The organism is Deltaproteobacteria bacterium, assembly GCA_019308995.1.
Taxonomy (GTDB): Bacteria; Desulfobacterota; Desulfarculia; order Adiutricales; family JAFDHD01; genus JAFDHD01.
Genome location: JAFDHD010000038.1, coordinates 1 through 25,979, shown reverse-complemented (window position 1 = coordinate 25,979; position 25,979 = coordinate 1). Strand labels below are relative to the sequence as shown.

Sequence of the window (25,979 nt, the reverse complement as noted above, 5' to 3'; positions counted from 1 at the left end):
GCACTGAAAATCGGCTCCAGGAGAAGTCATGTTTTCAAGGAGATTTTGAAAGGCGGCCAGGGTTTCGTCGGGCCGTTCCAAAGACAGCAGGAGCAAACCTAGCTCCCGGTGAACTTCTAAAAGGCTCGGGTCGAGCTTAAGGGCTTTTCGGAACTCATCCAGGGCGTGTTCCTGGTTCCCGCCTTCCAGAAACAGCCTTCCCAGAGCCAGGTGAGCCAATGGGTTCCGGTCTCTGGCCGCACACTCCTTCAAGAAGTCTTCAACCGGTTTAAGGTCATTGAGCTCGTTGTAGACACGAGCCAGCCGGCCGAAGATTAAAAAGGTCATGTGCGGGGCGACGTCGGCGATCTTGCGCCAGACCTCTATAGCCTTTTTTATTTTTTTCTCCTTGAGGAGAAGGTCGCCGAGGTGAAGGTAGGCGTCAACACAGCCCGGGTCCAAAGCAAGGGCTTTGTTATAAGCTCCGCGGGCCTGGGACAGTTGGCCCTGTTCAAAGGAGACCTTACCCATCTCGACCTGGTAGTGGGCCAAGACGTTCTTGGACTCTTTGCCGGTCAATTTGGACAGCCTCTGCAGGGTCTGGAAGGCCTGGTTCCAATCCCGAGTTTCCTCGTAGATTTGAACCAGCTGGCGGTAAGCATCCGCCTGCCTTGAATCCTCGGCGATTACCTCTTCAAAGGCCTTAATGGACCGGTCATAAAGTCCGGCCATGCGGTAGTCCAGGCCCAGGTCGTAAAGGGCCTGCAGCCGTATTTTTTCGTTTAAGTGAGGCCGGAGCATGATACTTTGCCGAATGCGTATGGCTCGTTCGAGTTCTCCCTTGCTTCGGAAAAGATTGCCCAGAGCCATGTATGTTTCCACGGTCTGGGTGTCCCGGGCCACGGCGCGGGTGAATTCCTCGATGGCCTTGTCCTGTCTGTCCGAGAGGATGTAATTCAGCCCTTTCATGAAGGCTGCGTTTGAGGCTATTCGTTCTTTTTCGACCTTTTGCCTCACTGTATCAGCGCCGCGAAGGCGCTTTGAGAATAAGGCCAGGAGATAACCCAGTATCAGGGACCCGGCGGCCACCAGAAGAATCAGCTGATACAGGGCTATCTTTATGTTGATGAATTCCAAGCGCTGCCTCCGCATGATTTCAATTTTCGTTTTGCATATCAGGCTGCATCTTGTTGACGGCGAGGCTCGTATCGGTGAGCGGAAGATTGCGGAGTGAGTTTAATTCCTTTTCGGTTTCGACCTGGGACTGATTAAGCTTATTGATAGTCTTCTTCAGGCGGCGTTGCTTGACAAAGCCGATCAGATAGGCAGCCGCGAAACCCAGGAGGAAGAAGATGATCAGAAGGAGATAAATCTGAAGCGGGGGGCTGTCAAAAGATGCAAGGAGAAAGTTGAATCTGAAAACCTCACTCTGGGATAGAACTTCCAGGTTCTGGACCACAAGGATTGCCAGGATGATGATAGCCAGGCCGATGCTTATCGCTTTTATAGTTTTCACTTCTTGGGCAGTGCCATAAAAAATTTTGCCAGACGACCAAACGTGGCCTCCAGATGTTCCGGGATGACCCGCACATCAGCAAAGACGGTCATGAAATTTGTATCCCCATTCCAGCGCGGCACGATATGAAAGTGGATGTGGTCTTCCACGCCAGCTCCAGCTACCTGGCCGATGTTCAAGCCGACATTGAACCCATCCGGGTTCATGTCCTGGCGTATTATCTCGATGCTGGTGCGGACAAGGTCAAGTAGGTCGCCTAGCTCCTCCTTATCCAGATCAGCGAGTTCGGCTACATGGCGGCGGGGGGCGACCAGAAGGTGACCGTTGGTGTAAGGGTATCGATTCATCATGACCATGGAGAGTGGACCGACATAAAGAACGAACCGTTCCTTATCCGGCGCTGGGTGATCCCCTTTCAAACAAAAGATGCAGCTTCCAGTGGCGGCCTGGTTGTCATCTCCGGTAATGTAAGTCATGCGCCAGGGGGCCCAGAGGTTTTTCATGTTGCCATCTCCTAGTCGAGAGCGATGATTTCTCCCTGGATCGTGTCGTTTATTTGTAACATGCCCACTGATCTTTTGTGAGAGCGACTCCCGAAGGTCATGGACCCTGGATTGAAGTAAAGTTCAGACCCGACCTGTGAATTGAGCGGCCGGTGGCTGTGGCCGAAGATGAGGCAGTCTATCTCATCAAACTCCTTCCTGAGTTTTTGGGCCAGGCCGTGCGGCGAGCCCCAGCCGTGTATGAGCCCGATTTTAAACTTTCCGGCCTTAACGATGCGTTTGCTTGGAAGGGCCTGTGCTGTATCATAAAAATCCATATTGCCGCTGACTGCGATCACGCGGGCAGAGTTGAGATAATTCAGCACCGCCGGTGAAACGATATCCCCGGCATGAAGGATCATATCCGTGCCGCTGAAAATTCCTTCGACGACCTTTTTCAGCTCTTCCGTGACCTCTCTCAGGTGCGTGTCAGACATAACTCCGATCTTCATGAACCGAGCCTGCTTCTATAATCAGCTTTCTAATCTTGTTTAATTACTTTACCAAATAGGGTCAGGGTAAAACAAGTCTTTTTAGTCAGTCCGGGTTAGCGAACGGTCGCATTCCGTCCGGGATAGATTGGCAAATTGTCTTGAGCTAGAAAGGAAATCTGGTGAGGTGACACGGATTTAAATCTGGACCAGATTCAAATCTCCCAAAAGGCCGATATTTTTCCCCAGGACTATGGCCGCTCCACGAACTCCCTTTAAGGCTAAAACCCAGTTCAGGGCCGGTTTAATGTCCGTTTCCTGCTCGACCCGATTTCCCAGGGCGGTGGCCGCGGCGTCGGCCAAGGCAGCCGAATCCGCCATAACGGTCGCGGCGTCCGCTCGCCCCAGACTGAAGGAGTGCCCTACCGTCCTCGATGAGGTGCAGATTCCGACCGGGGTCTGATCAGGAACTAGGACCAGCCCTAGACGTAAGGACAGAGAGGAGGCGCCCGCGAAAAGACCGACCACAATTTCACTGGCAGTGGCAAGAAAGATGTCCCCTCCGTTCTCAACAATGACCCCATCCGGGGAAAGAGGCAGCAAGCCTCGACCGACGAACTCGGCCAGACTTCCGGCTACGGCCGCCATGGGGCCGACCTGAGCGATAGAGCCGGCGGAAAGCATCTCTCTGACCGGCGGCGGCGCCAGCGGTTCCTTGGGGAGAGGTTCAAGCCGGGTGAGGAAATCGCCATGGTTTTCGGCCCAGTTTAAGATTCGAGAGCGGCCCTGGATGACCAGGTCCAGGGCCTCGGCAGAGAGATCCCTTTCCGCCCGAATAAAAAGATCGGTCTGCTCTAGCCGAACGTCGAAGCCGGTCAGGCCGCTGGCTCGAACCTTGTTGCGGTAGACAGCCTTCCCCGAATCATGTGAAAGCTTCATGGCAAAACGTTCTCCCTGACGGGGCTTGGGGACACGCATCTAGTATGAAAATTTTACACCCGCTTCCCCCAGGGCCTCTTTGGCCTCACGGAGCAGCGCCGGGCTTGCCTCTACCTTTTGCTTCAGACTGAGCACGGCAGTGCCTTGACCCGGAAGATGAAGCTTGAGGACCACCTGTGTCTCACCCTGGTGCCGGTTGATAATATCCTTGAGTTTCAAGAGGGTTTCCTGGTCGCTGGCAGCAGCCGACATAGTGAGGTTGACTTCTCGGACCATTTTCTTCGCCGCCGCTTCCAGGGGGAGAATCTCTTTCGCAATGATCTTGTTGATAGATCTTAAGCCTTTTTCCTCGGTGGTCAGTTCTCCGGTCACCAGCAGCGGCCGGTCCTGCTCCAGGTACTCCATACTGGCCTGATAGAGTTCGGGAAAGACCAGGATTTCCACCTGGCCAGCCATGTCTTCCAGGGTTACAAAGGCCATGCGATCACCCTTCTTGGTGATGATGGTATCAAGGTGAACCGCGAGACCTCCAAGGCGAACCTTGGTCCCATCACCCATCTCCTGCACCCGCTGGGTATCGGTGTTGGTCAGGGCCGCCAGTTCATTTTCAAGGCGGGCCAGAGGATGCCCGCTGATATAAAACCCCAGGGCCTCCTTTTCATAATTCAGGCGCAAGGTCTCCCGCCATTCCGCAATATTCGGCCAGCGCGCCGGTATTTCATCCCCCGCCGGTTCAAGGCCTTCAAAGAGATTGGTCTGCCCGGACTCCCGGTCTTTTTGGAACCTCGCGCCTTGTTCCAGGGCCTCGTCCAGAGAGGCGGCCATCTGGGACCTTTTTGCGCCGGTTAAGTCAAAGGCCCCGCATTTTATCAAGGCCTCGAGCACCTTCCGGTTTACCTTCCGGAGGTCAACGCGCTGACAGGTGTCGAATAGATCCCTGAACGGACCGTCAGCTCTGGCCTCGATAATGGATTCTATAGCCGCCTGGCCCAATCCTTTTATGGCTGCCAGTCCAAAACGGATTTTCCCTTCGCTCACCGTGAAGTTCACATCGCTCTGGTTGATATCAGGCGGCAGGACGACCAGGTCCTTGGCGCGGCATTCGCCTATCAAGCGGACTAATTTATCCGTGTTGTTGACCTCATTGTTCAGCAGGGCGGCCATGAATTCGAGGGGATAGTGCGCCTTCAGGTAAGCCGTTTGGAAGGCGATGAGGGCATAGGCTGCGCTGTGAGACTTGTTAAAACCATAGCCCGCGAATTTTGCCATGAGGTCGAAAATTTTGGTGCCTTTTTGGGCGTCAATCCCATTGGCCTGGATCCCCTCCATGAAGCGCCCGCGCTGCCATTCCATCTCCTTGGGCTTCTTTTTTCCCATGGCCCGGCGCAGCAGGTCGGCTTCCCCTAAAGAGTAGTTGGCCAGGCGGCTGGCGATCTCCATGACCTGTTCCTGGTAAAGGATGACGCCATAGGTGCTTTTGAGGACGGGTTCAAGCTCTGGCAGTTCGTATTCGACCTTAATACGCCCGTGTTTGCCATCAATAAAAGGGTCTGCCATACCGCCTTCCAGCGGTCCCGGCCGGTAGAGGGCCACCAGGGCGATGACGTCTTCGAAGCAGTTGGGGCGCAGTCTGACCAGCAGATCACGCATGCCTGTACTTTCAAGCTGAAAGACGCCGGTGCTGTCACCAGTGCAGAGAAGGTCATAGGTAAGCTGGTCTTCGAGGTCCAGGTTGGAGATGTTCTCTGTGATGCCGCGAGCTTGGAGCAGATGTAAGGTGTAATCAATCAGGGTCAGGGTCTTGAGGCCCAGGAAGTCGAATTTTACCAGGCCGATTTTCTCCACTCCGTGCATGTCGTACTGGGTCACCACGACCTTATCCTGGTTTTCCGCCTGATTCGGCGTGACACAATACAGCGGCAGGTATTCTACCAGGGGACGATCGCTGATGACCAGCCCGGCGGCGTGTGTGGAGGCATGCCGCGGCAGACCCTCCAGGGACTGAGCGATCTCAATAAGCTGGCTGACCCGTTTGTCCTGCCGGATTATTTCCTGAAGTTGAGAATCCTTTAAGGCCTCGGCTAAGGTGATGTTCAGTCGGTTCGGAACCAGCTTGGCGATGCGGTCCACTTCACCGTAAGGCACACCCAGGGCCCGGCCTACATCCCGGATCACAGCCCGGGCCTGCATCTGGCCGAAAGTAATAATCTGGGCCACATTTTCTCGACCGCCGTATTTATCGGACACGTACTGGATGACCTTCTCCCGGCCGTTTTTACAGAAGTCAATGTCAATATCTGGCATAGAGACCCGTTCGACATTGAGGAAGCGTTCAAAAAGCAGGCCATAAGGCAGGGGATCAATATCGGTGATGCCCAGAGAATAAGCCACCAGACTCCCGGCTGCTGAACCGCGGCCGGGCCCGACCGGGATGTTGTTCTGGCGGGCATAGCTGATAAAATCGGCCACGATGAGAAAATAGCCGGGAAATTTCATGCGGATGATAACGTCGAGCTCTTTTTCCAGCCTTTGGCGGTACTTTTCCTCTTCCGCTTCATCCAGACCCTGGTTTGAGCGAAGATGATCGAGCCGTCTCTCAAGGCCCGACCTGGCCTGCTCTTGCAAGCGGCTTTCCAGGTCCTCACCTTCACTAAGAGGAAAGACCGGGAAGTGATAGCCACCCCTGGGAATCTCCAGGCTGCACTCCTCGGCAATACGGACCGTATTGGCCAGCGCTTCCGGCTGGTCGCTGAAGAGGCTGGTCATCTCTTCCGCGGACTTGAAAAAGTACTCCGAGCTGTCGAAACGAAGCCGATCCACATCTTCGACAGTCTTCCCGGTCTGTATGCAGAGGAGGATGTCATGAGCTGCAGCATCCTCCTGGCGCAGGTAATGGCAGTCATTGGTCGCGACCAGAGGCAGATTTAGCTCGCTGGCAATGCGGCACAATCCCTGATTGGCTGTTTCCTGTTCCGGGCTGGCTCTTTTTTGCAGTTCAAGATAAAAGCGGCCCTCGAAAATCCGGGCGAGGTCCTGGGCCGCTTTTAAGGCCATTTCATCCTGGCCGGAAACGATCAGACTGGGGACCTGGCCCTGAATACAGGCCGAAAGGGCGATGAGGCCCTGGCTGTATTGCTGAAGCACCTCAAAGTCCACCCTGGGCTTATAATAAAAACCTTCCAGGTTGGCGATGGTCACCAGACGAATAAGGTTCTGGTAGCCTTGATAATTTTTGGCCAGGAGGATGAGGTGGTACCTGGGGTCGCTCTGTTCCCGGCGATAGCGGCCCAGCGGCGCGACGTAAACCTCGCATCCGATAATGGGCTTGATGTCGGCCTGACTTGCTTTTTCATAGAAAGTCAGAGCGCCGAACATATTGCCATGATCGGTGATGGCCACGGCCTCCATGCCGAATTCCTTGGCCCTGGCCAAAAGGTCATCAATCCTGATAGCGCCGTCCAGCAGGCTGTACGCAGTATGAACATGGAGGTGGACGAAAGAATTCATGGTTACTCCCATTCAATGGTGCTGGGGGGCTTGGAGGAGATGTCGAAAACAACCCGGTTGATGCCCTTGACCTCGTTGATGATACGGTTGGAGATGACGGCCAGGACTTCATAAGGCATCCGGGTCCAGTCTGCGGTCATGGCGTCCACGCTATCAACAATTCTGAGGGCAACGACGTTCTCATAGGTGCGCTCATCGCCCATAACCCCTACGGTCTTGACAGGCAGAAGCACGGCAAAATACTGCCAGAGCGACCGGGCCAGCTTGCTGTCACGTTCAATCTCCTGCCGCACGATGGCGTCGGCCTCTTGAAGGATTTTAATCCTTTCCGGGGTGGTCGCGCCGAGTATGCGCACGGCCAGTCCCGGCCCGGGGAAAGGCTGGCGCCAGACCAGTTCATGGGGCAGCCCTAAAACCTGACCCAATTCCCGGACTTCGTCCTTAAAAAGTTCGCATAATGGCTCAATCAGCTCAAGGTCCATGGCTTCTGGCAGCCCGCCCACATTGTGGTGAGACTTGATGGTAGCCGATGGCCCTTTGAATGAAATTGATTCGATCACATCCGGGTAAAGGGTGCCTTGGGCCAGAAAGTCAACACCCTCCAGTTTCTCAGCCTCAGCCTCGAAGATTTTAATAAATTCATGCCCGATAATTTTTCGTTTCTGCTCCGGGTCCTCGACCGTGCGAAGTTTTTTTAGAAATATTTCTGCCGCGTCAACCCGGACCAGGTTTATCTGAAAGCGCTCCTTAAAAAGTTTCACCACATAATCGGCCTCATCTTTACGGAGCAAACCGTTGTCCACGAAGATGGCCGTGACTTTATCTCCAACGGCTCGGTGAAGAAGCGCGGCCACAACCGAGGAATCCACCCCGCCGGACAGGGCGCAAATGACCCGTTTTTGACCCACCCTGGCCCGGATTTCGGACACGGCGGTCTCGATGAAGCTGGCTATGGTCCATTGAGGTTCAAGCAGGCAGACGCGGAAAAGGAAATTCGCCAAAATATCCTGACCTTTGGGGGTATGAGAGACCTCTGGATGAAACTGCACCCCGATCAAACGGCCGGCAGCGTCTTCCATGGCCGCGATAGGGGAATTTTGGCTGTGGGCGATGGTTTTGAATCCTGGGGGGAGCTTCTCAATGCGATCGCCATGGCTCATCCAGACCTCCAGGGCCCTGTCATCCTCATCCAGCTCAAAGAAGACATCTTGAGCGTCGTCAATGACGAGTTCAGCCGGGCCGTATTCCCGCCGGCCTGAAGGCGCAACCTCACCGCCCAGGATATGGGTCATAAGCTGCATCCCATAACAGATTCCCAGGACAGGAACACCCAGCTTGAAAACTTCGCGCTCGATCAGGGGAGCCTCAGGCATAAGGACTGAAGAAGGCCCTCCGGAGAGGATGATCCCTCCTGGAGACATGGATCGGAGCCGGCTTAAGTCCAGGGTGCAGGGATGAATCTCTGAATAGACCTTCAAGGCCCTGACGCGGCGGGCAATGAGCTGCGTGTACTGGGACCCAAAGTCAAGGATAATGATCTTGTTTTCATGAATATCTTGAACCATTTATTGCCTTCGCTCTAAAGTCATCCTACCATGAAGACGGCCTGCTCAGCCCAGGGAATTAAAGCTGCTCCAGGCGGTAGTTGGGCGCTTCCTTGGTAATGATTACATCATGGACATGGCTTTCTTTTAACCCGGCTGGAGTGATACGGGTAAAGACCGGCCTGGTTCTGAGTTCCTCGATGGTGGCGCAGCCGACGTAGCCCATGCCAGCTCTTAGCCCGCCTATGAGTTGATAAACGCTGTCAGCCAGGGGTCCGCGATACGGGACTCGCCCCACGATGCCTTCTGGAACCAGTTTGGACTCAGAAAGGGCCTCCTCCTGGAAATAACGATCACGGGATCCTTCCCGCATGGCCTCGATCGAGCCCATGGCCCGGTAAACTTTATAGGTGCGGCCCTGGAACAGAACCATTTCGCCGGGGCTTTCGTCCGTGCCAGCGAATAACCCGCCGATCATGACGGCATGGGCGCCCCCGGCAATGGCCTTGACTATGTCTCCAGAAAATTTTATACCACCATCAGCCAGAATGGGAATACCTTTCTTTTCCGCAACCTTTGCACAGGACATGATGGCTGTCATCTGCGGCACGCCGACCCCGGCCACGACTCGGGTCGTGCATATCGAGCCAGGACCCACTCCAATCTTGACGCCGTCAGCGCCGGCTTCGATCAAGGCTTCGGTTCCTTCGGGTGTGGCGACGTTGCCAGCAATAAGCTGAAGGTTTTTAAAGTTTTTCTTGATGTTTCGCACGGCCTCGACGACCCCGGCCGAGTGGCCGTGAGCGGAGTCAATCACGATTAAGTCCACCTGCGCACCCAGGAGCGCTTCGGCCCATTCCAGATACCCTGATGAGGTTCCGATGGCGGCGCCCACCCGGAGCCGTCCTAAGGAGTCCTTGGAAGCCAAGGGATATTTTCTGACCTTTTCGATATCCTTGATAGTGATCAGGCCTTTGAGCCGACCCTGATCGTCTATGACCAGAAGTTTTTCTATACGGTGCTCCTGGAGCAGAACCTTGGATTCCTCCAGGGTGATCCCTTCCGGCGCGGTGATGAGATTATCTTTGGTCATGACTTCAGACACGGGCCGGTCGAATTTGGTCTCGAAGCGCAGATCACGGTTGGTGACGATACCCTTGAGTTCCTCCCCCTTGACGACCGGCACCCCGGAGATACGATATTTTTTCATGATCTCCAGGACTTCGTATACTTGCTGCTCCGGTTCGACCGTAACCGGCTCCACGATCATGCCGCTTTCAGACTTCTTTACCTTCTCCACTTCGATCGCCTGCTTGCTTATGCTCATATTACGGTGAAGAACGCCCAGTCCGCCCTGGCGGGCCATGGTGATAGCCGTCTCCGCCTGGGTAACCGTATCCATGGCCGCACTGACCAGCGGCAGGTTAAGGCTGATTTCCGTGGTCAGTTCGGTAGAGACGTCCACCTCTGAAGGCAGGACCCGGGAAGCCGCGGGCATCAAAAGCAGATCGTCAAAGGTCAGGCCGTCGGTCCAAATACGATTTTCGTTCATAATATCCTCCTCAGCCCAGCGGCCGCGAGCCAGAGGCCTTCCAGCAGACCCGCGTCGCTGACGATTAATTGATCGGTATTTATAAATCTTATTAACTCCAAGACAACCCCGGCACCGGCCACGATAATGTCCGCCCTGTCTTCTGGAAGGCCGGGGATTAAGGCGCGTTCAGCCGCGGTTAGACCAGCCAAACGCCTGAAAAGGCCTTCCATGTCCTTTCGGGTCAGGCGGAAGTTGTGTACCAGTTCCGGCCGGTAAATCGTGAGTTCCTGGGCCATAGCCGCCAGGGTGGTCACGGTGCCAGCCGTGCCGATCAGGGTTTTTGGTTTGGCGTCTTTCAGCATGGGGGCCAGGCCTTGGCAAAGGATCGCCCCCACTTCAACCCTTAAGGCTCGAATCTCTTTTAATGTGGGTGGGTCAGAGCGGAAAAAGACCTCTGTCAAGGACACCGCTCCCAAGGCAAGGCTGGCCGAGGTCAGGCTGTGGCCATCCTGGGTCAGGATGAATTCAGTGCTGCGGCCCCCGAGATCAAAGATCAAAGCCGGATCCGAAATAGTAGGCCGGGCGTTCAAGACGCCGGCGGCAGTTAAATCCGCCTCCTGCCTTGCGGTAAGGATCAGTACGTCCAGCCCCAGTTCCCGTTTAACTCGGGATGCAAAGTCCTTTCCATCCACTGTCTCACGAACGGCGCCGGTCGCTCCTGCCAGGATAGGCCCTGCCTTCAGGGCCAGGGCTTCATTACAGAAATTACGCAGGACTCCGAGAGTCCTTTCCTTGGCCTGCGTGGAAAGAGAACCTCCCGGCTTCAGGCCTTCACCCAGTCGCGTTACTTTTTGCTTAACCAGAAGCCGTTTTATGCCGTTCTCTGTAGGTGAGGCTACAAGAAGACGGATCGTGTTCGATCCGATATCAATAGAAGCGGGAATTGCAAAATCCATGGTCATTATTAATAAAAGTCTTGAGGCTTGTCAAGGTTTTTGAGATAAAAATTTTCACCTGGGCTGGTCAGTTCTAGGTCAGGGCGCGAAGCTCCCTGACACAAATATGGTTAATATTGTCAGGGAGACCCGCTTCGCGGGCCACCCTGACCTACAAGGCATAAGCCTTTCAATCGGCGTATTTTTTTCATTCTCTCTAAACCATAATTACCAACTCATGGTTGGTCATGGTTGTCTTTCCAAGTAAAAGAGAAATATTTTCAGGAAGTTCAGAAAGTTGCAGGTACTTATGAAGTACACAGCAGGGCTGCGAGACCGGAGATTGAAAGAAACGGCCCTTCACCATTGGTCATGAAGGATTTTAATCATTTGATCATCAGATGAGCAAAGGCCTCCTTTGCCAGAGCCGCGACTTCAAGCGATTCCTCTCCTTGGCCGGAGGTCAATATAACTCTGTACCGCTGATTGAGCCTGGCGTCGCTGTAGGAAACAGTAATTGACGCCGCCAGTTTGAGGTCTGATTGATCGCTGCCTATCATCAGCACAATGGGGCCGGGCACGCCAGCCGCCTGGAACATAACCTCATCAGGCTGAAAATGATTGAAGATAATCTTGTTTTCCTTCTCATCCCGGCCCACAACCAGTTTGCTGCCGCCTGGCAGGCGAAAGTGCCTTCCATATTTCAGGAGCTCCACATTGTGAGCGGTTAAGTCGGCATTCTGGGACATCAACTCCTTGAGACGATTGGAAAAGATGGGGTCGGTCAGCAGGCAGCCCCCGGCAGGGGAGGGATAGCCCTTGATTTGAAAATCTGCCGCCAGTTTTATCTGGGGCTTGCGCGAGCGTCCGGAAAGATTCAGTAATCTGGCGCGGTCCACCAAACCAGCTTCTTCGCACCTGGTTGGAGGGAGCTTCAGGGCGGAGAGAGGTCTGAGGATGTAGTCTGCATATCCTGATTCTCGGGCGACTAACCTCAAGGCATAGCTACTCTGGGATTTGGGCCGCTGACCGAGAACCTCCCCGGAAAAAAGGAAATCCCCTCCTTTCTCTTCCATGATTCGGCCTGCCTGGATGAACATCAGGGCGTGGCAGTCAATGCATGGGTTCATGAAACGGCCATAACTATGCTTCGGGTTTTCAAGCATCTTAAGGTGGGGCCGGGTAATGTCAACCGGCCGGGTCACGAGGCCGATCAACCGGCTTGAGGCTTCAGCTCGCTTGGCGTCAAAGAAAGGGGTGACAAAAGTAAGCAGACGCACTTCTATCCCCTGATCTATCAGGATTTTAGCTGACAGCAGACTGTCCAGACCGCCGGAAAATATGCCATAAGCTATCGTCATCTGCTCAATCAGCACTCAGGCCGTTATTTTGAGGATGGTGGTTGACTCAATGTCTGAATCCTAAGATCAGGCATGTGCTCTTTGATAAGGTGGCCAGCGAGGTCGAATGGTTCGGCCGCCCGGTCAATCAGGACCGAGTCACTGGTAGCCACCAGGCCCGGGAAGTCATAAAGTATCTTTTCTGGAACCGGGACGGCCTTGGCCTGGCCGATCAGATTTCGCGCGGCCAGGGCGGAGGTGATCTGAGAGGCCAGGTCTCCACTGTGGCTCATGGGGGCATCCAGCAAGAAAAGAACCGATTCCGGGACCATGCGCTTCAGAAAATCAAGGATCAACTCCAGGGCCTGGTCGGTGACTGCCCCGGGACGGTAGGAAGCAAAGACGCCGGCTATATCCCGAATGAGGCCGTCGTCAGCCTCGATCAGGTCCCGGCCCAGAAGAGCGCTTTCCAGAGTGATGAGCACGTTATGGCCGTCTATGCCCAAAGGACGGCCGGTGACATGCCACGGTCGGGCCAGTTTTTCTTGCCGGGCCTTGGCCACGGCATCCGGATAAGCGCCTCTGTTCAGAAGCTCGCGTTCAGCCTGGATTAACTGGTAGTGGTTTCCAACAAAGGTCAGCGCCGCGGGTCTGGGGTAGCCTTTCTCCAGGAGATACCTTAGATCGGCTGCTGCCTTGATGATCGGTTCCATTGTCTTTGCGATGGATATCTCCAGGAAAGCACCCTATGAATTCCATCGAAGATTCGGCCTGGTTGCCCAAATAGGGATTTCAAGGGCTGAGTAACATGGGCTGCTTCAAGGTCGAAGTCCTTTACAATCCTTCTTTGGCCAGGGCTTGGACAAGTTCTTTCTGCCGTTTGGAGAGCTTATCGGGGTAAGTAACGATCAAACGTACAAAGAGGTCACCCCTGCCTTGGCCTTTAAGACGGGTGCCGCCATGATTTTTAATCCGGAGCCGGGTGTGGCTTTGCGTTCCAGGAGGCACTTTGAGGCTTAAAATTTTATCCTCTAATGTCTTGACCTGGATGGTCGTGCCAAGCATGGCATCTGAAGGTAAAATATTCGCATCACGAACCAGGTTGTCTCCCTCTCGCCAAAATTCTGGATGAGGATCTACCGTGATATTAATATAGAGGTCGCCCGGAAGTCCGCCGTTCGGGTTGGGGTAGCCCTTGCCAGCCAGACGCAGCTTCTTACCTGTTTCGACGCCGGCCGGAATTTTGACGGAGATTTTGGAAACTCCGTCAGCGGTATTGAAAGCGACCAGGCGCTCGGCCCCAAAGATAGATTCTGCCAGGGACAGATGGAGGTCGTAAGAGACATCCTGCCCTTTGCGCGGGGCCGGTCTTGCTCTTGTTTGTCGGCCGAACTCACCGGACATGTTTCCCATATTGACATATGACCTGCCGAAACCTCGACGCCGAGACCCTGGGCCACCGGAAAATATTTGAGAAAAGATGTCCTCGGTTCCAAAGCCGAACTCCTTGAACATGTCTCCAATATCGAAGTTCCGGAAAATGTCTTCCTGGGAATACTGCTGCTGGAACCCGGTATGTCCGTACAGGTCGTATTTTTTTCGTTTTTCAGAATCGCTCAGGACAGCGTAAGCTTCATTAATCCCTTTAAATTTTTCTTCAGCCTCCTTGTTGTCCTTGTTCTTGTCCGGGTGATATTTTATGGCCAGACGGCGGTAGGTCTTTTTGATCTCTTCCGGAGTGGCCTGACGGCTGACTCCCAGGGTTTTGTAGTAATCCTCATTTTTAGCCATGGTACCTGCGTTTGACCTCCAAAACGAAAAAAGGGCTTACCTCCCTGGCAGGCCCGCCCACCTTTCAATATTAAGAATAGTCCAAAGGTCCGAATGTGTCAAGGTGCGCCGGTATCTAGCTGCCAGTGGTCTGCTATCTGGCCTGGCTGGCGCTCGCTCTGGCTTCGGCGACTAGCTTTTCAAGACGATCCTTGAAGTTCATGGGACCGGGCAGGCCGTATAACAAGATATTCGCCTGGTCAGGTCTTCGAGAATGGATCAAGACATGACCGGTGGCCGTCAGCCTGAGGGTGAGTCCCTGATGGATCTCGACGGTGTCAATATCTTCCAGGGATATTTCGACCTTGTTTTTGAGAAAAGGCCCTGCTTTAACGAGTAATCGGCGATTGGTCAGGGTATAAACGTTGGACCAGCGTCGGATGATAATTAAAAGAAAAATGGCCCCGATGATAAAACCGATGGTCGGGCTTAGCGGTGAGTCAGCTTTGAGCAATGGACCGCCCACGCAGAGCGCGATCCCGAGAAAAAACACCAGGAAACTGCGCCAGGCTGGTCTCATCTTCAAAAGGACCTCTTCATGGAGGTCATTGTTTTGGTTCGGCCTTTCAATCATTTCTTCCTGCTGATTCGGCTAAACAAGCCTGCTTTTGAGGGAATTAATGATGGTTAAGGATCAATACGGGACTGCGAGTAACCAGACCTGGCATGGTAAGGCTCGATCCTTAAGGTTAACAGCATGCCGAAGATACTTAGAACAGCGTAAGCAACCCATAATAAATAGTAGCTTCCCAGCGTGTCAAAGACCAGCCCCCCCAGGGTCGGGCCGATGATTCCGGCCACAGACGCAACACCCATGGTTAAGCCTATCAACTTACCGAAAGAGGCGCGGCCAAAATACTCCCTGATTATGGTTCCTCTCATGGTCATGCCTCCACCGTACCCAGGGGCAAAAAGCAGGAGGAAAACGGGAATAAGCCACTTATGTTCAATATAGGCAAAGGCGAAGAGCCCGAGACTTATGAGGACAAATGTGCCCGCCACGACATGCCGCTTGTCAGTGACATCCCCGAGCCAGCCGAAAGAGGCTCGACCAATTATGCTGAAGAGCGGGATTCCGGCTGCAACCAGACCGGCGGTTGATCTCGCTATGCCAAGGCTGTTCAGGTAAGGCATCACGTGTATGACTGTGGTGCCTACAATGAGAAGGCGTATGGCTTCCACAGAGAGTATGTATAGGAAGGCCTTGTCTCTTAGCGCCTCCCTGAAACTTATTTCCTTATCATTTTTTTCAATTTCTGACGCCAGGCCTGCATCTGAAAGGGATATCCCATCAGGCAGGTATCCATATTGCTCCGGTCTGTCACGGATGACGAACGATAAGGGAACTCCCAGACCCCAGGCGATCAAGCCCAGAATGATGAATGTTTCGCGCCATTGAAAAATATCAATCAGTTTGACCAGGATGGGAACGAGTAACCCGGAGGCCCCGAATCCGCAAACAGCGATACCCATGGCCAGTCCTACTTTTTTATCAAACCAGTTGGCCACAACGGCCATGACCACGACGCTGGTGCATCCACCAGCCCCCAAAGCCAGGAGGAGGAAGGCGGCGTAAAACATGATCAAAGAGTGAGTCAAGCCGAGCAGGACAAGGCTGAAACCCATGATAATTATCCCCAGACGCATTATAATTCTTGGTCCGAGCCGACCCACCAGAATTCCAACGATCGGGGCAAAAAGGCCCATCTCCAGGCCGCGCAGGGAGGAGGCGAGTGATACCTGGGTGTAGCTCCAGCCAAATTCTTCCACCAGCGGATCAACAAAGGCGGTGAAGCCGTAAAAGACTGTGCCCGCCACGTAGAAGCCAGTTAAAGCCGAGGCCAGGACGATCCACCATCCGTAATAAATAGCCATATTGTTACTTTATTGTTAAGGCCGGGAGGCAGCCCTGATGGGCGGTTCAAAGCCTTTTCCTGCGTCTTTTTTTTCAAGGTTCATGAGGCGCTGACAGGAGATTTCTGCAGCCATTTCGACCTCCAGATCAAACACCTTTGAAAAGTGAACAACAACCCTTTCCATGATGAAATCCATGGACACGCTGCGGCCCAGGACCCTGTTAATGGAGGTCACGCCCCTGTCTGTTATGCCACAGGGATTGATTAGAGAAAAATGTGTTAAATCGCTGCTCACGTTCAAGGCAAAGCCATGTTTGGTTACCCATTTTTTTATTCTTACGCCAATAGCCGCTATCTTTTTCTGGCCCACCCAGACACCGATGTGGTTCTCGTCCCGCGATGACGCAATGGAAAGATCGGATAAAGTCCTGATGATCACCTCTTCCACATCGTGGATAAATTTACGAATGTCCTGACCCTTTTCTTTGAGGTCCAGGATGGGATAGCCCACCAGCTGGCCCGGACCATGCCAGGTAATGCCTCCTCCTCGATCGGCCGGGAAAAGGGAGATGCCCCTTTTTATGAGCTCCTCTTTGGAAACGAGGAGGTTTTCGAGGTCATTTTCGCTGCCGATGGTCAGGGTGGGAGGGTGCTCCAGCAGGAGAAGGGTGTCGGTGGTTTCCCCCTTAATTCTTCGCTGTTGGAGCCTTTCCTGGATTTGAAAGGCCTGGCCGTATTCGGCCAGACCCAGTTGATAGACCTTCAGAATTGCCATACCGATTCAAGGCAGGTCAGACTAGCAGGAGAAGCGGGTTTGCCAGGAGCTGAGTCAGGCGTGCCAGGAACAGTCCGGCCGGGGCCCCGTCAATGACCCGGTGGTCAAAAGTGAAAGAAAAGGGCATCATTGGCCTGATCACGACCTCACCATCTTTCACGACCGGTCTATCCACGATCGAGCCGGTACCCAGAATGGCTGCTTGAGGCTGATTGATGATCGGGGTGCCAAATCCCCATCCACCGCCGGGGCCCCCGAGATTCGTCAGGGTAAAGGTGCCGCCGGTGACATCGTCGGGCATTAGCTTGCCTTCCCTGGCCTTGTTTATGGTAGCTTTAAGCTCCTTGCTAATATCAACCAGTGATTTTTGATCGGCGTTTTTTATCACCGGCACGATCAAGCCGCCGCCCATGGCATCCTGACCTGCCAGGGCCACAGCCACGCCGACATTGATGTCATCCCAGATTATAATCTCATCCTCGATCAAACTGGCGTTGACCATTGGCATCTGCTTGAGGGCCTTGGCGATAACCAGGACATAAAGGTCTGTGTAGGTGATCCGTGTCCCAAGCGCCTCTTCCCGCTCGAGGAGTTGAGTTCTGAATTTTTTCAGCTCCGTCATTTCAACCTCACCCATGGAGGTCAGCTGAGCGGCCACGGCCAGGCTGCGGTGCATGTGTTCGGCGATGGCCTTTCTCATCCCTAGGAGCGGTATTTTTTCCCTGATTTTTTTCCCATCGTACTCTTCGAGTTCTATCGCCTCAAGGGGACCGACTTCAGGCGCGGCCTTTTTTGCCTCGACGGCTTTTTCGATATCTTCCTTGACGATCCTGCCTCCGGGTCCGGAGCCGGTCACAGCGGTCAGGTCTATCATATGCTCCTCGGCCAGCTTCCGTGCTACCGGGGAGATGCGCACAGGTTCTCCTTTGCCAGCTTTTGCCGCCACGGATTTCGCAGGAGCAGAAGCCGCGGCGGTTGCAGGCTCGGCTGCGGCGCCGGCCACCACCCCTGACTCTTTTTGCAGGGCTTCGAGCTCTTCCTGGGTCTCGGCGATGAGGCCGATGACTGCGCCCACCTTTTCCGTAGCATTTATATCAACTAAAATATGCAGTAAGCCCGAACTCGGGGCTTCGACCTCCCATTTGGTCTTTTCGGTCTCAATGACCAGAATCACGTCACCCTTTTCGATTTGATCGCCCTCATTGAACTTCCACTCGACAAGCGTGGCCTCCTTCATGCTCATACCAAGTTTGGGAATGTGGATTTCTTGCGCCAATTTTTCCTCCCTTATTTGTTAATAAATTTCATGCCTGATTGGCTCGGCTACTGTGACTTTGTTACCTTTATGAGCCTGGGGTCCAAATTGTAATCAGGCAGGTTCTGTCACTCAGCCCATCACAGTTTCAACAGCGGTTTTGATGTGCTTGATTTGAGGAAGCACGTGGTCTTCCATAAAACCGCCCGGAATAGGGTAGTTGGCTGCAGCGACTCTTTGAATGGGGGCGTCGAGGTAATCGAAGGCCTGTTCCATGATCTGCGCCATGATCTCAGCGGCCACGCCGCATCGCTTGGTGTCCTCGTCCACAACGACGACCCGCCCCGTTTTCTTGACTGATTCGATGATAGTTTCGATGTCGAGAGGTTCCAGACTCCGCGGGTCAATGACCTCGAGGCTGGCCTTGCCTTCCAGCTCTTGTGCCACCCTCAGGGTGAAGTGCACCTGCATGCCGGTGGCCACAACCGTAACGTCCGTGCCTTCCCGCTTTATATCTGCCTGGCCCAGGGGAATGATATATTCCTCCTCCGGTATTTCTCCTTTCAGTCCCAGTAGCCCTTTGTGGTATAAATAGACCACGGGGTTATTGTCGCGGATGGCCGATTTCATGAGCCCTTTAGCATCATAAGGTGTGGAAGGGACAACCAGTTTCAGCCCCGGGGTGTGCATGAACATGGATTCCGGGGATTGGGAGTGTTCGGCCCCGAGCTTGGCATAGCCTCCCATGGTCGCCATGAAGACCAGCGGAAGCTGCTGCGTTCCACCATGGATGAAGCGCCATTTGGCCGCTTTGACAAAAATTTCGTCGCCAGCGATGAACATGAAATCAGAAAACATAAAATCAGCCACCGGGCGATAGCCTGTCATGGCCGACCCTACCGCGGCGCCAGCGATGGCGGTCTCGGAGAGCGGGGTATCCATGACTCTGTCCGGTCCAAATTTATCAATCAGACGGGTGGTTGCGCCGAATGTGCCAGCCTGAACATCCTCACCGATGATATAAACTTTTTCATCCCGGCTCATTTCCTCTGCCAGGGCTTCATTGATGGCGCTGACAAGCCGTATTTCTTTCATTTGGGATCCTCCTTAAGATTATTCAGCATAGAGAAGCCTATCAAGGACCGAGGGGTCTTCCGGCTGCGGTCTGGGGCACTCGTCGGCGTATTGTTCCAGGGCTTCAATTTCGGTCTCGGTCTCCTTGTCAATTTTCTTGATATCCGCCTTGGTCAGAGTGCCTTGTTTGAGCAGCGCTTCCCTGAAGAGTACGATCGGGTCCCTCTTTTTCCACGCCTCTACTTCCTCGGTGGGGCGTGGTTCATAATGGGCGATGTCCGGACCCCCTTCTGAGTGCCCACGGTAGCGATAGGTCTTGCATTCCACCAGCGATGGTCCATCCCCGGCTCTGGCCCTGGCCACAGCGGCCTGAACCGCTTCGTGTACCGCCAGGACGTCCTGGCCGTCCACCACCACTCCAGGCATGTTATAGCTGGCCGCGATATCCGCAATGTCTTCACGAGCAAAGGCGTCTTTAAAAGGCATGAACTGGGCGTAAAGATTGTTTTCGCAAATCCAGGCAATGGGTAGATTCCAGACCGAGGCCAGGTTCATGGCTTCGTGCAGTGTGCCGCGATTGGCCGCCCCATCTCCAAAGAAGCAGGCCGTGACCTGGCCTTTGCCATTTTTTTTGGCGGTTATGGCCATCCCGACCGAGAGGACAAAGGAGCCCCCGATGGTGCCGCTGACGCCAAATATCCCTCGTTCCACTGGGGTTGGTCCTTCGACGTCCTGCGGTACTTTGCCCAGATGATAGGCCACAAATGATTTCGGTGATAACCCTCGGGCCAGAAAGAATCCTATGGCGTGACCCCGGTGGTGAGGGTAGAGGTAGTCGTCATCTTTGAGGGTGAAGGTGCAGCCCCCGATTGACACAGCCTCCTCACCCAGGCCGCTGTGGAAAAATCCGATTGCTTTTCCGGTCTTGAGAGCGTTGATTATCAGTCCGTCCAGCTCTCGGGTGCGAACCATGAGGGTGTAGAGTTTTATTAATTGATCCTTTGTCAGCTTCATGTCCACCTCCTTGTGGTTCAAAAAATGCTTTAAGACTTCATGATTATATGTTTCTTAAACACGTAAATTGATAACCCCAAAATTACATCCACGGCGCCCTAAGTTGCAACCGCTTCAATGGCAGCGACGATGTCCTTGGGCTGAGGCAGAATGTGCTCCTCCATAAATCCACTCGCAATGGGAAGATCAGCCGCGGCAACCCTTTGAACCGGGGCGTCGAGGTAGTCAAAGCCTTTTTCCATGATTTGCATCCCGATCTCAGAGGTCACGCCGCAGCGTCTGTTATCCTCGTCTGCAACGACCACCCGGCCCGTTTTTTTAACCGAGGCGATGATAGTGTCTATATCCAGAGGTTCCAGGGTCCTGGGGTCAATGACCTCGACACTGACCTTGTCCTTGAGTTCTTCGGCCACGGCCAGGGACAGGTGCACCATGCGGGAAGTGGCAACCACGGTCACGTCTGACCCTTCTCGTTTAACATCAGCCTGGCCAAAAGGCACAAGATACTCCTCTTCGGGTATCTCGCCCGGTACGCCTAACAGTCCTTTATGGTAGAAGAAGACCACCGGGTTATTATCCCTGATGGCCGTCTTTAACAGGCCTTTGGCGTCATAAGGCGTGGAAGGGATGGCCAGTTTCAGCCCGGCCGTGTGCATGATTATGGATTCCGGGCACATGGAGTGTTCAGCCCCAATTTTCATGCCGCCGCCCATGGCGGCCATGAGAACTAGGGGTACGCTGACCTTCCCGCCGTGCAGAAAATGCCACTTGGCCGCCTTGATCATGATTTCGTCCCCGGCGATATACATAAAATCGGCAAACATCATGTCCGCCACGGGTCTGAAGCCGGCCATGGCCGCGCCCACCGCCGCGCCCGCCACCGCTGTCTCAGCCAGCGGAGTATCCATGACCCTTTCCGGACCGAACTTCTGAACTAGCGTGCTGGTGGTTCCAAAAGTGCCCTGCTGGACATTTTCGCCAATGATGAAAACCTTTTCGTCTCGCTCCATTTCCTCATCGAGTGCTTCCCGTATGGCCATCAAATATATGGTCTGTTTCATGGCTTGAAACCTCCTTGTTTTCTATTCGGCGTAAAGTAACTTTTCCAGGACTGACACATCAGGCGGCGGGCTGTCAGTACAAAACTTCTCTATCTCGGCCATTTCAGCATCTGCTTCCTGGTTGATTTTGTCCACGTCCGCCTCAGTCAGCATGCCTTGCTCCAACAGCTTGGCTTTAAAAGACTCGATGGGGTCCCGTTTTTTCCAGGCCTCTATTTTTTCCTCTGAGCGCGGCTGGTTATGCACAACGTCAGGACTCCCTTCTGAGTGCGACCGGTAGCGGATGGTCTTGGCCTCGACTAAAGATGGGCCGTCACCGGCGCGAGCCCGCGCCACCGCGGCTTGAACCGCTTCCTGAACCGCCAGCACATCCATGCCGTCCACGACGACGCCGGGCATATCATATCCCGCGGCTAGGTCGGCGATGTCCTCCCGGGCGTAGGCGTCCTTGATGGGCATGAATTGCGCCATGCCGTTGTTATCGCAGATCCAGACGATAGGCAGCTTCCAGACCGAGGACAGATTGAAGGCTTCGTGCAGTGTGCCGCGGTTCGAGCCGCCGTCTCCAAAGACAGAAACCATGACCTGCTGACGTTTATTTTTTTTAGCCGCCAGTCCCCAACCTAAGGATATAGGGAACACGGAGCCGATCGTGCCTGCGGCGCCCAGAACTCCTAACTCAGGATCAGCATAATGAAAGCCAGAGACACCCAGGCAACTGCCGGTTGCCTTGCCATAGTGCTCGGCCAGAAATTCTTTTCCATCCGCTCCCTTGGCGAGAAGATACCCGATACCGTGCCCGCGGTGGTGGCCCCACGCATAATCATCCGGCCGCAGAAAAGCAATCGCTCCGACGGCCAGGGCTTCTGACCCCTGACCGCTATGGTAAAATGCCAGCACTTTCCCTTCCTGGAGCCCTTTAATGGTAAGCTCGTCCAGTTTTCGGGTGCGAACCATGAGGGTGTAAAGGTTGATGAGTTGTTCTTTTTTCAGTTCCATTTTCGCCTCCTTCTTCCGGCTTAATTATATTAAGCCGCAAGGATTCTCGTTGTAATGCGAAATCAGACAGCCAAACCACTATCTTCTGGCACTCGAGAGCTGAATGATCTCTCACGATATATGGTTAGAACCTTTTTTGTCAAGCCTATTACTGAAAATTTATTGACGATTAAGGCCAATTCTGCTAAGAAGCAAAAGCCTTGAACGGCTTTGTTTTTTTAAATTTGTGTTTGATGGAAACCGGAAAAGCTTTTGATGATTCTTAAGCCGATCGCTTCACTTCATGATGGAGGGCATACTCATTGAGACCTGTGGGCATCATTGCCAATCCAGCATCTGGTAAAGACATTCGCCGGCTGGTCGCCTATGGCTCCGTCTTTTCCAATAGAGAAAAGAGAAATATTATCAAGCGGGTGCTTCTGGGCCTGGATTCTGCCAGGGTGGAGGAGGTTTTTATCATGCCCGACTGTTATGGTATCGGAGCGCGGGCTTTGGAAGGTCTGGACCTTTCGTTAAGAGCCTCCTTTCTCGATATGGGAACTCAAGATACCCAGGATGACTCAACCCGGGCGGCTAAGATTTTAAATGACATGGATACGGGCTGCATTGTCGTTCTTGGCGGTGACGGAACCAATCGTGTCGTGGCCAAGACATGTGGCGAAACGCCGCTTCTTTCCATAGCCACTGGCACGAACAATGTTTTTTGCTCTATGGTCGAAGGGACTCTGGCCGGGATTGCGGCGGGAATCGTGGCCTTGAGCACCTCCGGCCTGGATGAAGTTATCACGCGAGAGCCCCGGCTGGAGATCTGGCATGATTCAGAGCTGCTGGACATAGCTCTGGTTGATGTCGTTATTTCAACATCAGGTTTTGTCGCTTCCCGGGCCATCTGGGACGTTTCGACCTTCAAGGAAATCTTTCTCACCCGAGCCGACCCCGGGAATATAGGTCTTTCGTCCCTGGGCGGTTACCTGTGCCCTCTTCCCTCTCATTCAAAAAAAGGCCTGTACATTAAAATCGGGCCGGGGCAAAAGCAGGTCAAGGCCCCTATTGCGCCCGGTCTGATCCCCTGGGTGCCGATTGAATCCTTTCGCCTTTTTGAACCGGATGAGGCAGTTGAAGTTTCTCAAGGGCCGGCCATTATCGCCTTGGACGGCGAGCGTGAACTCAGCCAGGCCAAAAAGGACCGACTGGTCATTAAACTGAACCTTCGTGGTCCGCGTCTCGTTAACTTAAGTGAATCGCTTCGGCGGGCCTCAGAGGAACGCCTGTTCGTGGCTGGTCAGATTTAGTTCAGGCTGTTTCGCCTGGTTTTCATGGAATGTCTGTGCCTGATTAAAGGCACAGGTTATTTATGCATCGAACAAAACGGGTTTAGAAAGAGGTAAATAAATGTATGACGTGATTGTAATCGGAGGTGGACCTGGAGGATATGCCGCCGGGATACGCGCCGCCCAGCTAGGCGGCCAGGTGGCTTTGATCGAGGCGGCAGAAATAGGAGGGACCTGTGTTAATCGGGGCTGTATTCCTTCCAAGGTCTGGCTCCGGGCGGTGTATCTCCATGAGGCGATACGGAACGCCGACGCATTTGGGATAAAGGCGACGCTCGAAGGCACCGACCTGTCAAAGATCAAGGAACGGAAGAACGGTGTAGCCGCTGATATTCGCATGGGCATGGGCGGACTTTTAGGCAATAACGGCATCGAGGTCATCGAAGGGCGAGGTCTCTTGAAGAGTCCTCGTGAAGTGGAAGTGGAAGGAAAGACCCTGGAGGCTAAAAAAATAATCATCGCCACCGGGAGTTCTCTCCACCTCCCGGACATTGACGGTCTTAAAAATGCGGCCATGACCACCGATCAGGTGCTCGATATGACCCAGGTCCCTGCTTCCATACTGATTAGTGGAGCCGGGATCGTGGAAGTGGAAAAGGCCGCCATATTGAATGCCTTTGGCGCTAAGGTGTATCTGGCCACTGATTCCGCCAGGATTCTGCCAAGAGAAGACGGCGACACCGGCCAGCGGGTCGGACAGGCCCTCAGGGAAAAAGGTGTGGAAATTTTTCCTCGCTCAACCCTTCAATCCGTCAAGAAATCAGGGAAAGGTTATAAAGCCAGCCTCTCCGGCCCTGAGGATCAGACCGTTGTGGTGGAGCGGGTCCTGGTCTCCTCACGGAAGCCCAATACAGATAGTTTAGGCCTTGAGCAGGCCGGTGTCAGCCTGAATGAAAACGGCTTTATCACCGTAAATGACAACCTTCAGACAAAGACGGAGGGTATTTACGCCATTGGAGATGTCATCGGCGGCTGGATGCTCAGCCACGCCGCCACAGCCATGGGTATTACCGCAGCGGAAAACGCCATGGGGGTGGAGCGCGCTTTTCCTTTTCATCTTGTACCGCGCGGTATTTTCACCATCCCTGAAGTGGGCGCGGTTGGACTCTCGGAGGATGAAGCCGAAGAAAAGGGATATGAGGTTGAGACCGGCGATTTCCCCTTTTCTATTAACGGCCTGGCCATGTCTTACGACGAAATGGAAGGAGCGGTTAAGATCGTTTCCGAGGCGCAGTATGGCGAGATTTTAGGGGTTCATATCGTCGGGGGCCGAGCCGCGGAGTTGATCTGGGGAGCCGTTCTGGCCATGCAGCTGGAATCCACGGCCGAGGACCTGGCGCGTTCGATCACGGTGCATCCCACTTTCTCTGAATCCATGGCCATGGCCGCCCAGGACGTCTCAGGATGGGCTCTCTACCTGCCGAAACGTTGAGCCAGATGACCTGTTTGACCGGGTGAGAGTGATGAAAGGCCTGACTTTTCTTGTTTTGTTGTCGGTCTTTTTCACGTTCGGGAGTTTTACCGGTGAAGCCTCCTGGCTTATTGACACCGGACAATTCCACGCCTCTAGCCACGGTCAGTTTTCCTGTCTTGACTGTCACAGCGAGATTCAGGAACAGAAACTTCACCCCGATCCAGCCAATGTCAACCGGAGGCTTGAAGATTTCTTTAACGTTGAGAGATGCTTCAACTGCCACGATGACGTTCTAGACAGCCTGGCTAAGGGGTTTCACGGCGGCAAGGAGATCAGAAGGGATGAGGAATACCAGTATTGTCTTCGCTGTCACGATCCGCACTATCAGTTGAGCCGTGCCTTAAGACTCAGCCTAGGAGACCGCTTTAATTCGGACAAGCCTTTGAGTCAGCAATGCGGGGTCTGTCACGAACATCGCACGGCTTTGCCTGAGCTTTCCCCTGAGGATGAATCCTGCCTGGCCTGTCACCGGGCCTTGGAGCAAAAAGATGCCCGGACTTCCGCGTTGTGCCTTCTTTGTCACGGTCAGGAAGAAGAGGGGAGCGCTATGGCCTGGCAGATAGATATGGCTGGGCTTAAGTCGTCTCCTCACGGAAGACTGACCTGCCTTGAATGTCACCCGGATTCCGCCCAATACAGCCATGCCGCCCAGCGGCGTCTGGATTGTCTGGTGTGCCATCTTTCGCATGAGGCCACGGTTGATATGGCGGCTCATGGGAAGGTCAGTTGTGAAGCCTGTCATCTTTCAGGCATAAAGCCAGTCCGGGATCCTGACTCAGGGTTGATCCTGGGCCAGCCGGACCGGAAACCAGGCGCTCTGAGCCGGGTTCACAGCCTGGCTCGTGTGAGTGATGAGGCCTCATGCCGCATCTGCCATCACAAAGGAAACGCTGTCGGCGCGGCGGCCAGGGTCTTGCCAACAAAAGGCATTATCTGCATGCCCTGCCATGCGGCCAGCTTTTCGGTGAGGAATACCGTAACCATCGTTGCCCTGGTGATTTTTGCCATTGGAATTATAAACCTGGTTTTGGTCTGGGCGGGCG

At 54.0% G+C, this 25,979-nt stretch carries 23 protein-coding genes; 3 read left to right on the top strand and 20 right to left on the bottom strand.

The window, feature by feature from the left end; translation table 11 throughout:
• The 20 genes from JRI95_08390 to JRI95_08295 form a co-directional block, all read right to left on the bottom strand.
• The coding region (locus JRI95_08390; GenBank protein ID MBW2061564.1) for a tetratricopeptide repeat protein at nt 1-1,116 on the bottom strand (1,116 nt) is incomplete at its 3' end.
• Between the two features lie 19 nt (nt 1,117-1,135).
• Nucleotides 1,136-1,495 carry a DUF1049 domain-containing protein gene (locus JRI95_08385; protein MBW2061563.1) on the bottom strand — a complete coding sequence of 120 codons (360 nt, stop codon included), beginning with the start codon at nt 1,493-1,495 and terminating at the stop codon, nt 1,136-1,138.
• Nucleotides 1,492-1,998, bottom strand: coding sequence for an HIT domain-containing protein (locus JRI95_08380; GenBank protein MBW2061562.1), 507 nt, complete (start codon nt 1,996-1,998; stop codon nt 1,492-1,494). Before JRI95_08380 ends, JRI95_08385 begins: the two co-directional genes overlap by 4 nt.
• An 11-nt stretch (nt 1,999-2,009) precedes the next feature.
• A complete protein-coding gene (locus JRI95_08375; GenBank protein ID MBW2061561.1) occupies nt 2,010-2,489 on the bottom strand; it encodes a metallophosphoesterase family protein in 480 nt (159 codons plus the stop codon).
• Between the two features lie 177 nt (nt 2,490-2,666).
• The gene (locus JRI95_08370) at nt 2,667-3,407 is read right to left on the bottom strand and encodes a UPF0280 family protein (protein ID MBW2061560.1); all 741 of its coding nucleotides are present in this window, start codon (nt 3,405-3,407) and stop codon (nt 2,667-2,669) included.
• Nucleotides 3,408-3,446: 39 nt separating this feature from the next.
• A complete protein-coding gene (gene dnaE / locus JRI95_08365) occupies nt 3,447-6,914 on the bottom strand; it encodes a DNA polymerase III subunit alpha (protein ID MBW2061559.1) in 3,468 nt (1,155 codons plus the stop codon).
• 2 nt (nt 6,915-6,916) lie between these two features.
• Entirely contained in the window at nt 6,917-8,479 is a 1,563-nt protein-coding gene (gene guaA / locus JRI95_08360) for a glutamine-hydrolyzing GMP synthase (GenBank protein MBW2061558.1), read from the bottom strand.
• Nucleotides 8,480-8,537: 58 nt separating this feature from the next.
• Complete coding sequence (gene guaB, locus JRI95_08355; protein ID MBW2061557.1) at nt 8,538-10,010, bottom strand: IMP dehydrogenase; 1,473 nt, start codon at nt 10,008-10,010, stop codon at nt 8,538-8,540.
• Nucleotides 10,007-10,948, bottom strand: a complete 942-nt coding sequence (locus JRI95_08350; protein MBW2061556.1) for a Ppx/GppA family phosphatase — start codon at nt 10,946-10,948, stop codon at nt 10,007-10,009. Before JRI95_08350 ends, guaB begins: the two co-directional genes overlap by 4 nt.
• 365 nt (nt 10,949-11,313) lie before the next feature.
• Nucleotides 11,314-12,288 (bottom strand): tRNA 4-thiouridine(8) synthase ThiI, encoded by a 975-nt coding sequence (locus JRI95_08345; protein MBW2061555.1) that lies wholly within the window; start codon nt 12,286-12,288, stop codon nt 11,314-11,316.
• 23 nt (nt 12,289-12,311) lie between these two features.
• Entirely contained in the window at nt 12,312-12,980 is a 669-nt protein-coding gene (locus JRI95_08340; GenBank protein ID MBW2061554.1) for a DUF434 domain-containing protein, read from the bottom strand.
• A gap of 121 nt (nt 12,981-13,101) precedes the next feature.
• A complete protein-coding gene (locus JRI95_08335; GenBank protein MBW2061553.1) occupies nt 13,102-14,058 on the bottom strand; it encodes a DnaJ domain-containing protein in 957 nt (318 codons plus the stop codon).
• A gap of 133 nt (nt 14,059-14,191) precedes the next feature.
• Nucleotides 14,192-14,671, bottom strand: a complete 480-nt coding sequence (locus tag JRI95_08330) for a PH domain-containing protein (GenBank protein MBW2061552.1) — start codon at nt 14,669-14,671, stop codon at nt 14,192-14,194.
• A 53-nt stretch (nt 14,672-14,724) separates the two neighbouring features.
• Nucleotides 14,725-15,972, bottom strand: coding sequence for an MFS transporter (locus tag JRI95_08325; protein MBW2061551.1), 1,248 nt, complete (start codon nt 15,970-15,972; stop codon nt 14,725-14,727).
• A 15-nt stretch (nt 15,973-15,987) separates the two neighbouring features.
• A complete protein-coding gene (gene lipB / locus JRI95_08320) occupies nt 15,988-16,728 on the bottom strand; it encodes a lipoyl(octanoyl) transferase LipB (GenBank protein ID MBW2061550.1) in 741 nt (246 codons plus the stop codon).
• Nucleotides 16,729-16,744: 16 nt separating this feature from the next.
• Nucleotides 16,745-18,004, bottom strand: a complete 1,260-nt coding sequence (locus JRI95_08315; GenBank protein ID MBW2061549.1) for a 2-oxo acid dehydrogenase subunit E2 — start codon at nt 18,002-18,004, stop codon at nt 16,745-16,747.
• A 111-nt stretch (nt 18,005-18,115) separates the two neighbouring features.
• Complete coding sequence (locus JRI95_08310; protein MBW2061548.1) at nt 18,116-19,078, bottom strand: alpha-ketoacid dehydrogenase subunit beta; 963 nt, start codon at nt 19,076-19,078, stop codon at nt 18,116-18,118.
• A gap of 18 nt (nt 19,079-19,096) precedes the next feature.
• The gene (locus JRI95_08305; protein MBW2061547.1) at nt 19,097-20,071 is read right to left on the bottom strand and encodes a thiamine pyrophosphate-dependent dehydrogenase E1 component subunit alpha; all 975 of its coding nucleotides are present in this window, start codon (nt 20,069-20,071) and stop codon (nt 19,097-19,099) included.
• A gap of 98 nt (nt 20,072-20,169) precedes the next feature.
• On the bottom strand, nt 20,170-21,132 hold the full coding sequence (locus tag JRI95_08300; protein ID MBW2061546.1) for an alpha-ketoacid dehydrogenase subunit beta: 963 nt from the start codon (nt 21,130-21,132) through the stop codon (nt 20,170-20,172).
• Between the two features lie 21 nt (nt 21,133-21,153).
• Nucleotides 21,154-22,131, bottom strand: a complete 978-nt coding sequence (locus JRI95_08295) for a thiamine pyrophosphate-dependent dehydrogenase E1 component subunit alpha (GenBank protein MBW2061545.1) — start codon at nt 22,129-22,131, stop codon at nt 21,154-21,156.
• A gap of 302 nt (nt 22,132-22,433) precedes the next feature.
• On the opposite strand from JRI95_08295, the gene JRI95_08290 reads away from it, so the two are divergent.
• The 3 genes from JRI95_08290 to JRI95_08280 form a co-directional block, all read left to right on the top strand.
• Nucleotides 22,434-23,423: an NAD(+)/NADH kinase gene (locus JRI95_08290; protein MBW2061544.1), complete on the top strand. Its 990-nt coding sequence runs from the start codon at nt 22,434-22,436 to the stop codon at nt 23,421-23,423.
• Nucleotides 23,424-23,523: 100 nt separating this feature from the next.
• Nucleotides 23,524-24,894: a dihydrolipoyl dehydrogenase gene (gene lpdA / locus JRI95_08285; GenBank protein ID MBW2061543.1), complete on the top strand. Its 1,371-nt coding sequence runs from the start codon at nt 23,524-23,526 to the stop codon at nt 24,892-24,894.
• Nucleotides 24,895-24,925: 31 nt separating this feature from the next.
• The coding region (locus JRI95_08280) for a hypothetical protein (protein ID MBW2061542.1) at nt 24,926-25,979 on the top strand (1,054 nt) is incomplete at its 3' end.